At 44.5% G+C, this 14,221-nt stretch carries 13 protein-coding genes and 1 riboswitch; of the genes, 5 read left to right on the top strand and 8 right to left on the bottom strand.

Translation table 11 applies throughout. The features are described from left to right. The first annotated feature begins 25 nt into the window (after nucleotides 1–25). Nucleotides 26–892, top strand: a complete 867-nt coding sequence (locus BTO10_RS20795) for a YicC/YloC family endoribonuclease (RefSeq protein WP_061033127.1) — start codon at nucleotides 26–28, stop codon at nucleotides 890–892. Between the two features lie 78 nt (nucleotides 893–970). Here the strand turns inward: BTO10_RS20795 and BTO10_RS20790 are convergent, their stop codons facing one another. From BTO10_RS20790 to BTO10_RS20780, 3 genes are all read right to left on the bottom strand, one after another. Then, complete coding sequence (locus BTO10_RS20790) at nucleotides 971–1,603, bottom strand: alternative oxidase (protein WP_105025696.1); 633 nt, start codon at nucleotides 1,601–1,603, stop codon at nucleotides 971–973. A 213-nt stretch (nucleotides 1,604–1,816) separates the two neighbouring features. Continuing rightward, complete coding sequence (locus tag BTO10_RS20785) at nucleotides 1,817–2,242, bottom strand: phosphate-starvation-inducible protein PsiE (RefSeq protein WP_105025695.1); 426 nt, start codon at nucleotides 2,240–2,242, stop codon at nucleotides 1,817–1,819. 187 nt (nucleotides 2,243–2,429) lie between these two features. Beyond that, complete coding sequence (locus BTO10_RS20780; protein WP_105025694.1) at nucleotides 2,430–3,800, bottom strand: NCS2 family permease; 1,371 nt, start codon at nucleotides 3,798–3,800, stop codon at nucleotides 2,430–2,432. 58 nt (nucleotides 3,801–3,858) lie between these two features. Further along, nucleotides 3,859–3,958, bottom strand: a riboswitch (purine riboswitch). A gap of 301 nt (nucleotides 3,959–4,259) precedes the next feature. Between BTO10_RS20780 and gmk the strand changes: the two genes are divergently transcribed. The 4 genes from gmk (at nucleotide 4,260) to recG (ending at nucleotide 9,837) form a co-directional block, all read left to right on the top strand. Continuing rightward, a complete protein-coding gene (gene gmk, locus BTO10_RS20775; RefSeq protein ID WP_004741436.1) occupies nucleotides 4,260–4,883 on the top strand; it encodes a guanylate kinase in 624 nt (207 codons plus the stop codon). A 119-nt stretch (nucleotides 4,884–5,002) separates the two neighbouring features. Beyond that, nucleotides 5,003–5,275, top strand: a complete 273-nt coding sequence (rpoZ, locus tag BTO10_RS20770) for a DNA-directed RNA polymerase subunit omega (protein WP_004741437.1) — start codon at nucleotides 5,003–5,005, stop codon at nucleotides 5,273–5,275. Nucleotides 5,276–5,314: 39 nt separating this feature from the next. Further along, entirely contained in the window at nucleotides 5,315–7,441 is a 2,127-nt protein-coding gene (gene spoT / locus BTO10_RS20765; RefSeq protein WP_105025693.1) for a bifunctional GTP diphosphokinase/guanosine-3',5'-bis pyrophosphate 3'-pyrophosphohydrolase, read from the top strand. Nucleotides 7,442–7,758: 317 nt separating this feature from the next. Continuing rightward, on the top strand, nucleotides 7,759–9,837 hold the full coding sequence (gene recG / locus BTO10_RS20760) for an ATP-dependent DNA helicase RecG (RefSeq protein ID WP_105025692.1): 2,079 nt from the start codon (nucleotides 7,759–7,761) through the stop codon (nucleotides 9,835–9,837). A 317-nt stretch (nucleotides 9,838–10,154) separates the two neighbouring features. On the opposite strand, the gene BTO10_RS20755 is transcribed toward recG, so the two are convergent. From BTO10_RS20755 to BTO10_RS20735, 5 genes are all read right to left on the bottom strand, one after another. After that, nucleotides 10,155–10,622: a hypothetical protein gene (locus tag BTO10_RS20755; RefSeq protein WP_241210128.1), complete on the bottom strand. Its 468-nt coding sequence runs from the start codon at nucleotides 10,620–10,622 to the stop codon at nucleotides 10,155–10,157. 46 nt (nucleotides 10,623–10,668) lie between these two features. Continuing rightward, on the bottom strand, nucleotides 10,669–11,088 hold the full coding sequence (locus tag BTO10_RS20750) for a MarR family winged helix-turn-helix transcriptional regulator (RefSeq protein ID WP_008218405.1): 420 nt from the start codon (nucleotides 11,086–11,088) through the stop codon (nucleotides 10,669–10,671). Between the two features lie 311 nt (nucleotides 11,089–11,399). Beyond that, the gene (envZ, locus tag BTO10_RS20745) at nucleotides 11,400–12,695 is read right to left on the bottom strand and encodes a two-component system sensor histidine kinase EnvZ (RefSeq protein ID WP_105025691.1); all 1,296 of its coding nucleotides are present in this window, start codon (nucleotides 12,693–12,695) and stop codon (nucleotides 11,400–11,402) included. 166 nt (nucleotides 12,696–12,861) lie between these two features. Continuing rightward, entirely contained in the window at nucleotides 12,862–13,581 is a 720-nt protein-coding gene (gene ompR, locus BTO10_RS20740; protein WP_063525472.1) for an osmolarity response regulator transcription factor OmpR, read from the bottom strand. A gap of 416 nt (nucleotides 13,582–13,997) precedes the next feature. Next, nucleotides 13,998–14,207: a hypothetical protein gene (locus BTO10_RS20735; RefSeq protein WP_063525471.1), complete on the bottom strand. Its 210-nt coding sequence runs from the start codon at nucleotides 14,205–14,207 to the stop codon at nucleotides 13,998–14,000. Between the last annotated feature and the right edge of the window lie 14 nt (nucleotides 14,208–14,221).

The raw sequence follows: 14,221 nt of genomic DNA, 5'->3' as shown, positions 1-14,221 counted from the left end.
GAATGATAAAAGACAGGAAAATTCGATGATTTATAGTATGACCGCGTACGCACGCAAAGAAGTAAAAGGCGATTGGGGCAGCGCAGTATGGGAAATCCGTAGTGTAAACCAACGCTACCTAGAAACTTACTTCCGTATGCCTGAACAGTTCCGTGGTTTAGAGCCAATCCTACGCGAGCGTTTTCGTAAGCGCCTAGCGCGCGGCAAAGTAGAATGTAACCTACGCTTTGAAGCTAACCCAGCAGCAAAAGGCGAGCTAAGCATCAACGAAGGTTTAGCGCAGCAAGTGATCAATGCGGCGAACCAAGTGATGACCATGACAGGTGAAGAGAGCCGTCTTAACCCATTCCAAGTAATGAACTGGCCTGGTGTGATGGAAACACCTGAGCAAGACATGGATGCGATCAACAAAGACTTACTAGCAGCGTTCAACGATGCGATTGCAGAGTTCATTGATGCTCGTGCTCGTGAAGGAGAGAACATGAAGGCGCTAATCGTACAGCGCTTAGATGCGATCACTGAAGAAGTGGTAAAAGTACGTGCACGCATGCCTGAAATCCTAGAGTGGCAACGTGAGCGTCTGCTTAACAAATTTGAAGAAGCGAAGATTGAGCTTGAAGGTTCTCGCGTTGAGCAAGAGCTAATCCTACTCGCACAGAAGTCAGACGTAGCCGAAGAGCTAGACCGCCTAGACTCTCACGTGAAAGAAGCCAATGCAGTATTGAAGAAAGGCGGCGCATGTGGCCGTAAACTGGACTTCATGATGCAAGAGTTCAACCGTGAATCAAACACGCTAGCGTCTAAGTCTATCAGCACTGACATCACTGCATCAGGCGTAGAGCTGAAAGTTCTTATCGAACAGATGCGTGAACAGATTCAGAATATCGAATAAACCAACGCTGAGTTAATACAAGTAGCCCCTGTATCGAAAGATGCAGGGGCTTTTCTTTATTTTAGTAATAAAGGACCATCAACATTGATGCTCAGGTAAGTCTTTGGTTTTGTATAAATTGGCAATGTCGTGATTCTTGTCGCGATGCTTAGCTTCATCTTCTCTTATACGGAAAAGTACATCTAAGAATGTCGCGTCCTCAGGTAGGCCGTAATAAGTCATCGCAATTCTCGGCGCAGGATGATTGGGTAGACTACCCTCTTCAATTTTGGCGATATACTCTGAGTAACTGTTGCAAGCTTCCTCTTCAAAGTAACCGACAATCCGATGTGCGGTTTTAGAAGAAGCTAAGTAAATCACGCTATAGATAATTAAGAATAGGAATTGTAATAACATCACTAAGATGCGCTCTATGATGGACGGCTTGGTAACGGTTAAGAAGATCATCAAGTGCATCCGTTCATTGTCCGCTTCGTCCAGGAGCTCTTTGATCCAACCACCGTCATCTTTCATGCGACGTAATGCTTTAAGGTGATTAAATACCCCCGCGACTATGCCCGGAACAGCCGCAATGGTCTCCAATAACATTGCTCGTTTGGCTAAATGTTTCCCATAAAACAGATTAAGCGTTTTTTTTAGAAGTCGAGTCACGACAAGTGCAACCTTTTCGGAGAGAACTTCCGGTTGATAGTGGGTACTTTCAAAATGCATAGCGTGTTCCTTAATATGAGTCTAATACTCACCAATCAACATTCATGCCAGAAAACAAAGCCTTATATTTCAAGGAAAAGCCAGGCAAAAGAGTCATTAAGACACTTAAAACCGCCAAACTAATAAAACACTTAAGTGTCTTTTTGACACTATAAAGGTAGTAAAAAGCCCAGCGACATGGCTGGGCTCTTAAGTGACTTATAAGTCGACGGTTTACTCGTCTGGTTGCTTGGTTCGAAGATCAACATACGGCCAATAGTGATGCCCAACTCGAATCAGCAAGGTTGCGGCCGCCAAAATAAACGCGGCTAAAGATAACCAAACAATGAGAACCGCATCCAATTCCTTCATTCCAAGTGTAATGTAACGAGCAATCGCCATAATCGCGATATAGATAGGGTAACGTACCGGAATCTTACCGTTCGTCACAAATTGTTGGACCATAGCCAACACTTCTAAATAGATGAACATCAGAAGAATATCGGTCAGCCGAACTTGGCGCTCAACAAACAAATGCATGAACTCTTCAACCATCGCAAACACGGTAGCGAGAGTAATCGCCACCAACAGTACCGCTTCAAGAGTATGAAAAACTTTCAAGAAAGGCTTACTAAAAGATTTAGGTAAATGAGAAGGCATTGTCACTCTGCAAAAAAAATTAATCCAACCTCTACAATAGCATGCCTCAATATAAGTCGCTCACTCTCTGTCGGAGAACACCATCGATTGCACACCTTTTGTTGAAGCCCAGATACAAAAATGGCCCCACATTCACTGTAGAGCCATCTATTCATTCTTCGTTTCAGCTTAACGCAGCCGATTAGCCTTAAAGCAGAATCAGGTAGGTTAGGAACACCACACATAGTCCATAGATTAACGGGTGAACTTCTTTACCTTTACCCGCAACAACCATAGTGAATGCGTAGCTGATAAAGCCCATCGCCATGCCGTTTGCAGGTGAGAAGCTTAGTACCGTGAACATGATGGTGAAGAAGGCTGCAATGCGTGACTCTTTCTTCTCCCAGTTGATCTGACCAAGGCGGCCCACCATGTAGATACCTACCACGACCATTGCTGGTGCAACCATAGCTGCCGAGAAGATAGAGAAGATTGGGTACAGGAATAGCGAGATTAGGAACAAGCCTGCAACCATCACTGCCGCCAAACCTGTCTTCGCACCTTGAGAAGAGGCAATACCCGACTCAGAGAAAGCAGTAATCGATGTAGTACCAAGAATCGAACCAATCACCGTACCACCCGCATCTGCCACTAGAGCAGACTTCGCATTTGGTACCTTACCGTCTTTATCGATGATACCGGCATCACGGCCAACACCGACAATCGTGCTCAAACCATCAAAGAAGTCGACAATCAGGAAGATAAGTACGATAAACAATAGGTCGAACATTTTCTCAGCAGTAAACGCAGAGAAGTCGAAGATCGCGCCGAAGCTGCCTGCCATGCTCGGTGGCATCGTGACTAGCTGCTCTGGGATTGGCGCATTTGATGTACCCATGAATACGTCAGCCAGAATTGTCAGTGCAATCGCTAATACGAATGAGATAAAGGTCGCCAGCTTGATGTCACGCACCATACAGCCAAGGGCAATAAAGATACTGATGTAAGCGATGATCACTTGTGGGTCTGAGATATCCCCTAAGCCAACCAATACAAACGGGTTCGAAACGATGATGCCCGCGTTCTTAAGTCCCAAGAAAGCGATGAACAAACCGAGCGATACCGTAATCGCCAGCTTTAAGTCCTCTGGGATCGATTCAATCATCGATTTACGAATATTGGTCAGTGAGAACGCAAGATACAAAATACCAGAAAGGAAGATACCAAATAGCGCTTCATTCCACAGCACAGCAACAGAACCACTCAATAACAGGCCTTTGAAAAAGCCGTTCATGCTCATGCCCGGTGCTAGCATCACAGGGTAATTACCCCAGATGCCCATGATTAACGTCGAGATAGCCGCAGCCAAAGCCGTTGCAGTAAATACCGCACCTTTATCCATACCCGGGATACCACCCAAAATCGCTGGGTTAACCGCCAGAATGTAGCTCATTGCCAAGAAAGTAATGAAACCTGCGTACAGCTCAGTGCCGATCGTGGTCTTTCTTTCAGTGATTTTAAACATCGAATCAAGCGAACCAGAGGTGTTCTGGGCTTTCAGGGTGGAATCGGTACTCACAACAAAACCTTTGCAATAAATTAAGAATTTGGGGACTCAAATGCTGTGAGAATAGAGAGGTCTCTACACTAAAAACTGTAGTCACCAAGATAGGCTCGGTAGTAGAAACGTCTAGACCTTTTTACTAGACATATACAGCATTTAATCGTTTGCGCGAATTGTAAAGATTGAGATTAAAACTTCAATAAATTTTGTCGAGATCACATAAAAAACGGCAGTTGATGAGTAATTACATTTCTAGAACGATCTTTAAAAGGATCATTCGCTAATAAATAACGATCAAGCCAGTTGTTCTCAATCACCTAAATATGCTACTCTTCGCCTCCATTTTTCTGACCTAATTTTCACCAATTATCGCTATATACGCGCAATTACCGGAACGTAATTAAGGTCAGTGCTATCTTTTATAGTGTCGGTTTATCGCCTTCACTCAATCCAACCAACAGTGGAAATATACAGATGGGCAAAGGTACTCTTTACATCGTATCTGCACCTAGTGGCGCAGGTAAGTCGAGCTTGATCTCAGCAATGCTAGAAACCAATCCAACCTACGCAATGAAGGTATCTGTTTCACACACCACTCGCGGTATGCGCCCTGGTGAAGAAAATGGTGTTCACTACCACTTCGTAGAGAAGCACCACTTCGAAGACCTCATCAAGAAGAATGAATTCCTAGAGTACGCTGAAGTATTCGGCAACTACTACGGTACTTCACGCGTTTGGATTGAAGAAAACCTAGACCGCGGTATCGATGTATTCCTAGATATCGATTGGCAAGGTGCTCGTCAGATCCGTGAACAGATGCCTCAAGCGAAGAGTGTATTCATTCTTCCACCATCAAATGGTGAGCTAGAGCGTCGTCTAAACGTTCGTGGTCAAGACAGCGAAGAAGTTATTGCGAAACGCATGAACGAAGCGAAGTCAGAAATCTCTCATTATAATGAGTATGACTACGTGATCGTGAATGATGACTTTGATGCAGCCCTAATGGACTTCAGAGCTATCATTCGTGCGGAACGCTTAAAAGAAGATAAGCAAGCAGCAAAATACAGCGGCATGCTTACTGCACTACTGGCGGAATAATTTAGCAAGGCTAGATTTTCCATTGAGATAAGTATACGGTGATCTAGAAAGTCTCTAGTTAAACTTGTATACTTTCTCGTCATCAAAAATTTATTAGTTAATTACTATTTGGAGTCCTCATGGCACGCGTAACTGTTCAAGACGCTGTTGAAAAAGTTGGCAACCGTTTCGACCTAGTTCTTATTGCGGCTCGCCGCGCACGTCAAATGCAAACTGGCGGTAAAGATTCACTAGTGCCTGAAGAAAACGATAAGCCAACGGTTATCGCTCTTCGCGAAATCGAAGAAGGTCTTATCACTAAAGACGTACTAGATGCTCGTGAACGTCAAGAGCAACAAGAGCAAGAAGCGGCTGAACTTGCAGCAGTAAGCAGCATCGCTCACTCTCGTTAAGAACGTCATTCGAACTAATTAACCTTCCGGGCCTTTAATTTGTATCTATTCGATAGCCTCAAAGACGTTGCCCAAGAATACCTAACAGAGCCTCAAATTGAGGCTCTGCGTCAATCTTATGTGGTAGCGAGAGACGCCCATGAAGGGCAAACCCGCTCAAGCGGTGAACCATACATTATCCACCCTGTAGCTGTTTCAAGAATCCTGGCAGAAATGCGTCTGGATATCGAAACCCTACAAGCTGCTCTACTTCATGATGTGATTGAAGACTGTGATGTCACTAAAGAAGATCTAGAGGAAAAATTTGGCAATACCGTTGCTGAATTGGTAGATGGTGTATCTAAGCTGGATAAGCTTAAATTTCGTGATCGCAAAGAAGCGCAAGCAGAGAACTTCCGTAAGATGGTTCTCGCAATGGTGCAAGACATCCGCGTTATCTTGATCAAATTAGCTGACCGTACTCACAACATGCGTACGCTTGGGGCACTTCGTCCTGACAAAAAGCGTCGTATTGCTCGTGAAACCCTAGAAATCTATTCTCCACTAGCTCACCGTCTTGGTATTCATAACATCAAGACCGAACTAGAAGAGCTGGGCTTCGAAGCCCTCTACCCTAACCGTTATCGCGTACTGAAAAACGTAGTGAAAGCTGCGCGTGGTAACCGTAAGGAGATGATTCAACGTATCCATAGCGAAATCGAAGGCCGCCTTGAAGAAGTCGGTTTACCTGCTCGCGTACTTGGTCGTGAAAAGAACCTGTTCTCCATCTATAGCAAGATGAAAACTAAAGAGCAGCGCTTCCACACCATTATGGACATCTACGCTTTCCGCGTGGTGGTTGATACCCCAGATACTTGTTATCGCGCATTGGGTCAGGCACACAGCCTGTACAAGCCTCGTCCTGGCCGCATGAAAGATTACATCGCGGTACCAAAAGCCAATGGCTACCAATCTCTGCATACATCGATGATCGGCCCTCACGGGGTACCAGTTGAAGTTCAGATCCGTACTGAAGATATGGATCAAATGGCAGATAAAGGTGTCGCGGCGCACTGGTCATACAAAGGCAATGGCTCACGCAGCAGTAATGGCACTACCGCACAGGTTAAAGCACAACGTTGGATGCAGAGCTTACTTGAGCTACAACAAAGCGCAGGTAACTCATTCGAATTCATTGAAAACGTTAAGTCTGATCTGTTCCCAGATGAGATCTTCGTGTTCACGCCGAAGGGTCGCATTGTCGAACTTCCTGCAGGCGCAACAGCGGTCGACTTTGCTTACGCGGTACATACCGATGTCGGCAACATGTGTGTAGGTGCTCGTGTAGACATGAACCCTTATCCACTCAGCAAATCGCTGAAGAACGGTCAAACCATTGAGATCATCAGTGCTCCGGGCGCACGTCCGAATGCAGCATGGCTCAACTACGTGGTGACATCACGCGCGCGTACTAAGATCCGTCAGGTTCTGAAAACCATGCGTCGTGAAGAATCGATAACCCTAGGTCGTCGTCTACTGAACCACGCACTTGGCGAACACTCGATTGGTGATATCGGCCAAGAGAACGTTGAACATGTATTGTCTGATCTTCGTCTCGACAACATTGAAGACTTGCTAGCGTCAATTGGTCTTGGTGAGCTGATGAGTATCGTGATTGCTCGTCGCCTGCTAGGTGATGCTGACGAGCTGACTGAAGTGGAAAGCAACAGCGACACGCCTAGGAAGAAACTTCCAATCCGTGGTGCTGAAGGCCTACTACTAACATTCGCCAACTGTTGTCACCCGATTCCAGACGATCATATCATTGCCCATGTGTCTCCAGGTCGTGGTCTTGTGGTTCACCGTGAAACGTGTCCAAACGTTCGTGGCTACCAAAAAGAACCAGACAAGTACATGGCGGTGGAATGGTCTGACGATTACGACCAAGAGTTCACAGCTGAACTACAGGTTGATCTTCAGAACCACCAAGGTGCACTGGCTGAGTTAACTAACGTTATCTCGAAAACAGGCTCAAACATTCACGGTATTTCAACCGAAGAACGTGATGGACGCTTGTACACAGTGACAATCTTGCTGACTACCAAAGATCGTGTTCACCTTGCGAGCATTATGAAGAAGCTGCGTGTGATGCCACACGCGCTCAAAGTAAGACGCCGTAAGAACTGATCCAAGAGCAGATGAGGGATTCGAGATGGCGAGATGCGAAGAGCTAAAGACTTCGTGACTCACCATCTTGGCTCCACATCTGCTTTTAATCTTTGCGTATCTCGAATCTGCTGTAATTTTATGTATTGCTTTAATCTTTCCATATCCCGTTCACTCACACCCGATATCTGCTCTTAATCTTTTCGAATCTCGTTTACCCGTATCTCGCATCTGCTCTTATCCCTTCGCATCCCGTATCTGCTTCTAAGCTTTATCCTGTACAAAAATCCAGTAAAATGCTTGAATAGATTATCACTCTTACGTTTATGAGCCTTGTTATGTCACAGCTTTTATCTGCTATCCCTCTCAACTCTTTATCTGGAGTCGGCGCTAAAGTCGCAGAGAAACTGGAAAAGGTTGGACTTAACAACGTGCAAGACCTGCTGTTTCATCTACCTTTGCGCTATGAAGATAGAACACGTATCTATCCGATCATCAAGCTGTACGCGGGAATCTGGGCCGCAGTCCAAGGCAAGGTGATGAGCGTGGATACCATTTTCGGTAAACGTAAGATGTTGGCGGTAAAGATCAGCGACGGTAATGGCACTATTACACTGCGCTTTTTCAACTTCACCGCTGGTATGAAGAACAACTTTGCCGAGGGCAAGCAAGTTCATGCTTATGGTGAAATCAAGCGTGGTAATATGGGACTTGAGATCGTCCATCCGGATTACAAATTCTTTGCTCCAAGACAGCAACCAGACGTGGAAGCGAACCTAACTCCGGTGTACCCAACCACTGAAGGACTGAGACAAGTCACACTGCGTAACCTGACCGACCAAGCATTAGAACTGATCGACAAAGCAGCCGTCAATGAGCTACTACCATCTGGTTTGTACGACCACCAAATTACTCTCGCACAAGCACTGCATACCATTCACAGACCACCTCCGGGTATCGACCTCGAGTTATTTGATGAAGGTAAACACCCAGCCCAGCTGCGTTTGATTATGGAAGAATTACTGGCTCAAAACCTGTCGATGCTGTCTGTTCGCAGTAAAGGACAGCAAGATAAAGCGATGCCGCTTCCTCCGGTGAATACACTCAAAGATAAACTACTGGATCAGCTACCATTCTCGCCAACCAATGCTCAAGCACGCGTAACCCAAGAAATTGAAACTGACTTAGAAAAGCCGCACCCAATGATGCGCTTAGTACAAGGCGATGTAGGTTCAGGTAAAACCTTGGTTGCTGCGCTAGCGGCGGTTCGCGCACTGGAACATGGTCAGCAAGTCGCTTTGATGGCACCAACCGAACTATTAGCAGAACAGCACGCAATCAACTTCGCCAATTGGTTTGAAGCCATGGGCATTCAAGTCGGTTGGCTGGCGGGCAAACTCAAAGGTAAAGCTCGTGAGACTGAGCTTACGCGCATTGGCAGTGGTGAAGCACAGATGGTGGTCGGTACTCATGCTCTCTTCCAAGAACACGTCGAATTCAAAAACCTTGGCTTAGTCATCATTGATGAGCAACACCGATTCGGTGTCCACCAGCGATTAGAGCTGCGTGAAAAAGGCGCTAAGCAAGGTTACTATCCTCACCAATTAGTGATGACGGCAACGCCCATTCCACGAACACTAGCAATGACGGCCTATGCTGACCTCGAGACCTCAATCATTGATGAGCTGCCGCCGGGTCGAACACCTATTCAAACCGTCGCCATCCCTGACACCAAACGTGAGGACATTGTTGAACGAGTGCGTAATGCCTGCCTTAACGAAGGCAAACAAGCCTATTGGGTGTGTACTCTGATTGATGAGTCTGAGGTATTGGAAGCGCAAGCTGCTGCAGACACCGCGGAAGAGCTGCAACGCAAACTGCCTGATGTGAAAATTGGCTTAGTACACGGCCGAATGAAACCTGCCGAAAAACAGGCTGTGATGCAAGATTTCAAAGAGAACAAGCTGCACTTACTGGTTGCCACAACCGTGATTGAAGTGGGTGTGGACGTACCGAATTCGAGCTTAATGATCATCGAGAACCCAGAACGTCTTGGCCTAGCGCAACTACACCAACTGCGCGGTCGTGTAGGCCGTGGTTCGGTCGCCAGCCACTGTGTACTACTGTATCACTCTCCACTATCAAAAACCGCTCAGAAGCGCTTAGGGGTGCTGCGTGAAAGTAACGATGGCTTTGTGATTGCTCAGCGAGACCTAGAGATCCGCGGCCCTGGTGAACTGCTTGGTACTAAACAAACAGGCTTGGCTGATTTCAAGATTGCCGACTTAGTACGAGACCAACGTTTAATCCCTGAAGTGCAACGTATCGCACGCCATATTCATGATAGCTATCCCGATAACGCTAAGGCGATCATCAATCGCTGGCTAGGTGAACGTGATGTGTATTCGAAGGCATAATAGCCCAGATATTCAAGCTTACAATGTAAAAAGGCTTCCATTTAGGAGGCCTTTTTTACGCTACTTTTACTTTCATAGTGAAAGCAGTTCTGAATATCAGCTTATACAGTAAAGATTATGCAATATAGTTAGCAAAAGGTGTTTAGCTAAGCCTTCAATTAAAAATCTATGTTCATCTTTCTTGCTCGATCAAGAATCAAAACTGAGTACTTAGATGTAACATTTCCGACTCGAAAACACCTTTTGTACCTAGGAGAGTGTGATACCGACGAATAATTGCTTCTCAATCAATTGGACATCGACAAAACTCAATAATCTTAATTTGCTTTCATGGCTCTTTTAATGCCTGCAACAGATAACTTAGGTTTACTCACAGCGAACACAATAGACATTAAAATAAGCACAATGTTGAATGCGCCAAAGACAGCTTCATACTCAAGAGCCTCTAGAAATTTCAACTCATCAGTACCTAATGCCAAAGTCGATGTCACAATTGCCGGGTAAACAAAGAAGTAGGTATTAAGACAAATCAACATAAAGCTAAACAACTTGGCCCAAACCCAAAAAGATTTAGGTTTACCGCTTAAGACTAACCCAGTAAAACCTGTAGTACACATAGCCACTACAGTTAAGTAAGTCGTACTTTTTAAAACCCACTCTCGACTCAAAGCAAGCGCATGCATGTCAGTTTCTGGTGTGATTAAACCAAGAAATACATATGTCACTATGCTGCCAAAAAACACACATAAACTAATTAAATGAACAATTTTCATTAAGTTTTTCATTCTATCCTCTGCGAAATAGTTAGCGCGCTAACTAAATAGGTAAAATTTAATCCATATTATCTAGGATTCTTTTTAAATACATTTTCAGGATCTTTGTCTCTTCTGCATCAAAGTTCTTGAGTGCTTTTGTGTTCACGGCCATGGCCAAGTTGGGAAGCTCAATCATCAAGTCTTTTGCTGCACTCGTTAAATAGATCGTTATGATTCTTTGATCCTCAGACTGACGTCGTTTAACGATTAGACCTTTATTCTCCAGACGTTTTATGATTCCAGATATCGTTGGCTTATCAAAATATAATGACTTACCAATTGCGCCTATTGTTTGTCCCTCCTTTTCTGTTAGACGTGACAGAACTGACCATTGGCCAGGTGTCAGATTGAAAGGTCGTAGAGAGTTTTCAAATGCGTATTTCATCTCTCCGGCGGCTTTATTGATTAAAAAACCAAGGCTATCATCTAGTTTCATATTAAAAGGTTAGCATGCTAACAATATAAATGCACGCTCTTATAAAATTTTTATATCTCGATTTACATCGAAAGTAGGGGGTTTATGGATTAGATCTTTACCCCACATCCATATCAATTCAAAGCCAAGCATCGTTGGCCTCAATAAGCATTTCTAAAGAAAATAAACACCATTTGTGAGGTAGTTCACTTACAGGCGCCCCATATTTTACAATGCAGGATTTTTTAGATTAAGACCAACATTAATGTTACTGCAAGGAAAAGACCGAACTAGGAGGTTATTTTAATCCCCTCCCTGTAACTCATTATGACCTAAGGCTTAACAGGGAAACTGATCTGCACTTTTAAGCCGCCTTCACTACGGTTATTCACCACTACCGCACCTTGGTGTTGGCTAACAATACGTTTCACAATCGCCAAACCTAAGCCTGTTCCTTCACTGCCACGAGCCGTATCGCCACGAGTGAAGGGTTCAAATAGCTTGCCGATCTGGTCTTGTGGAATACCCGGACCGTTATCTTCTACTGTCACCCAAGCCAGTTTGTTATCCGCTGTCATACCCGTTGATACTTTCACCCAACCATTACCATAACGCAGCGCATTGACCACCAAGTTACTCACGGCACGCTTCATCGCGATCGAGTTGCCTAATGCAGGCTTCATGGTATCCGGAATATCAGTTTCAATCTGTACCTCGTAGCCACCTTCAGAGCTTGATACCTCGCGTGCAATATCATCGACAGCGACCGCTTCAAATGACTCTCGATCAACTGGCTTTAGGTAATCCATAAATTGGCTAATGATCTCGTTACATTCTTCCGTATCACTGATGATACCTTCGGCTAAATAACTGTCTTCCGGTGACATCATTTCTGTCGCTAAACGAATACGAGTAAGTGGGGTACGTAAATCATGACTCACCCCTGCCATCAACAACGTTCTATCTTCTTCTAACTCTTGGATATCCTTAGACATTTGATTAAAAGTCCGAGTCACTGAACGAATTTCCTTTGTTCCTCGCACCGTTAATGGCGGTGGAATTTCACCACGCCCAACCTCCTGCGCTGCTCTTTCTAAAGCGATCAATGGCCGATTTTGCAAACGAATAAATAACCATCCACCAGCAACGATCAACATTGCCATGATCAGACTATTGCGAAATAGTGGCATAAAGTCTTCTTCTTGAAGCTCTGATAACGGTATGCGAATCAGTGAATTAGGAAGTTTTGCAATATCCATCCACAACACATAGCTATCTTTGGCTAGAATCAGACGCACTTCAGTCTCAGATCCTAACTCTTTGGTCATCTCCTCACTCATCAAGTCAATCGAGACTGCGTGATAATATTCGTTCGCGACTTCGCTATCTTTAGCATGTACCGTCACCCCTAATTGCTCAAGCACGCGCTGGCGCATTGGGGCCTCAATCTCAATATTATTTCTTTGGTCTAGAACTAAATTCAGCTCATGAGCCAGTATCTTATTGAACTGCTGCAAACTAGGCATTAAAGCGTAATTAAATACTGCGTAGTAAGAAAAGATTTGGCTTGCGACCAATAACGTTAAGAAAAGTACTATCGACTGAGTAAAGGAACTACGTATACGCATGGGGCACCCAAGATGTTGAGAGAAAAAACAAAGCGTTATATGACTATAACCATAAACCTTCGCTCTGAATAGAAAACGGGCCATCACATATCAATGAGATGGCCCGCAAATAGAGAGCTCTGAATCGCAGAATCAATGAAACGGCTTTCGGGCTTTCAATACTAAATTACAACGCCTTACCATCAGGAACGAAGACATAACCTAAACCCCACACTGTTTGGATATAGCGAGGCTTACTTGGGTCTTCTTCCACTAGGCGACGTAAGCGAGAAATCTGCACGTCGATAGAACGTTCCATCGCTGAATACTCACGACCACGAGCCATGTTCATCAGCTTATCGCGAGACATTGGCTCACGTGCGTTGGTGACTAATGATTTAAGTACCGCAAATTCACCTGAAGTCAGCGGCATTGGCTCTTCACCACGGAACATCTCACGCGTACCCAAATTCAAACGGAATTCACCAAACTCAACCACTGATTCTTCTGTGCTTGGGGCACCTGGCGCTTCAATTACTTGGCGACGTAATACTGCTTTGATACGAGCAAGCAGTTCACGTGGGTTGAATGGTTTTGGTAGATAGTCATCAGCACCAACTTCCAAACCAACAATACGATCCACTTCATCACCCTTTGCTGTCAGCATCAAGATAGGCAAAGAGTTATTTGCATTTCTTAGGCGACGACAGATTGATAGACCATCTTCGCCCGGCAACATTAGATCCAATACCATTAAGTGAAAGTTTTCACGGGTTAACAGGCGGTCCATCTGTTCACTGTTTGCCACGCTACGTACTTGAAAGCCTTGCTCCGACAGATAGCGTTCTAGCAAAGAACGTAAACGAGCATCGTCATCGACCACTAAAATTTTGTAGTTTTCTTGCATGTAATGGTTCCACCAATTAAAGCTCAGACCTAAGGTTAAGCGTTCCTAGTAAATGTATTTTGGTATAAGACACTTAAAATGTAACAGCCTTAGAGAAAAAGTCGCCAAAAGAATTGTTAGCGTATGTTGCCTTCCTTATGGTAACTCATCACACTATACACCTAGGTAAAGTTGATAAAAGTTAAATCATTAATCTATAAGAATAATCAAACATGCTTAAGTAAACAATCAGCAAATCTTTGCATGCCATGGCAGACACTAACTAAGGGTCATTTGCTGTATTACGTATACTTTTATAACGATGCTAACAAGGGGGTGTGGTATTCAGTAGCGCACGCTAGAGGAAAGAGATTCGGTTGGTTGAAAAATGGGGGGAAGTCATCATGAAACGAAACAAAGCATCTAAGTGCCCTGTATTAGGCTAAAATACTGAACTCGCCCAAAGTATCATCATGCTGATTACTAATGCGGCCAGTAGATGTCGCTTCACAGTATGAAAACCTGACATCTACACAACCCACATTGCCATTGACAAGCACATGGCGCTTTAAAATATCACTATTAAGCTGATGAATAACACCGCTCCAAGAAAGATTATCTTTAAATAGATTAAATTTAATATTCATACTATTCCTACTTA

It is taken from the genome of Vibrio chagasii (assembly GCF_002954585.1).
GTDB lineage: Bacteria > Pseudomonadota > Gammaproteobacteria > Enterobacterales > Vibrionaceae > Vibrio > Vibrio chagasii_A.
This window is presented reverse-complemented; position numbering and strand designations above follow the sequence as displayed.

Bases quoted from the DNA above. Each gene is read 5' to 3' on its own strand.
- ompR (WP_063525472.1), bottom strand. From the start codon at position 13,581: ATGCAAGAAAACTACAAAATTTTAGTGGTCGATGACGATGCTCGTTTA.
- BTO10_RS20735 (WP_063525471.1), bottom strand. From the start codon at position 14,207: ATGAATATTAAATTTAATCTATTTAAAGATAATCTTTCTTGGAGCGGT.
- BTO10_RS20755 (WP_241210128.1), bottom strand. From the start codon at position 10,622: ATGAAAAACTTAATGAAAATTGTTCATTTAATTAGTTTATGTGTGTTT.
- gmk (WP_004741436.1), top strand. From the start codon at position 4,260: ATGGGCAAAGGTACTCTTTACATCGTATCTGCACCTAGTGGCGCAGGT.
- BTO10_RS20785 (WP_105025695.1), bottom strand. From the start codon at position 2,242: ATGCCTTCTCATTTACCTAAATCTTTTAGTAAGCCTTTCTTGAAAGTT.
- BTO10_RS20795 (WP_061033127.1), top strand. From the start codon at position 26: ATGATTTATAGTATGACCGCGTACGCACGCAAAGAAGTAAAAGGCGAT.
- BTO10_RS20750 (WP_008218405.1), bottom strand. From the start codon at position 11,088: ATGAAACTAGATGATAGCCTTGGTTTTTTAATCAATAAAGCCGCCGGA.
- envZ (WP_105025691.1), bottom strand. From the start codon at position 12,695: ATGCGTATACGTAGTTCCTTTACTCAGTCGATAGTACTTTTCTTAACG.
- recG (WP_105025692.1), top strand. From the start codon at position 7,759: ATGTCACAGCTTTTATCTGCTATCCCTCTCAACTCTTTATCTGGAGTC.
- BTO10_RS20790 (WP_105025696.1), bottom strand. From the start codon at position 1,603: ATGCATTTTGAAAGTACCCACTATCAACCGGAAGTTCTCTCCGAAAAG.
- rpoZ (WP_004741437.1), top strand. From the start codon at position 5,003: ATGGCACGCGTAACTGTTCAAGACGCTGTTGAAAAAGTTGGCAACCGT.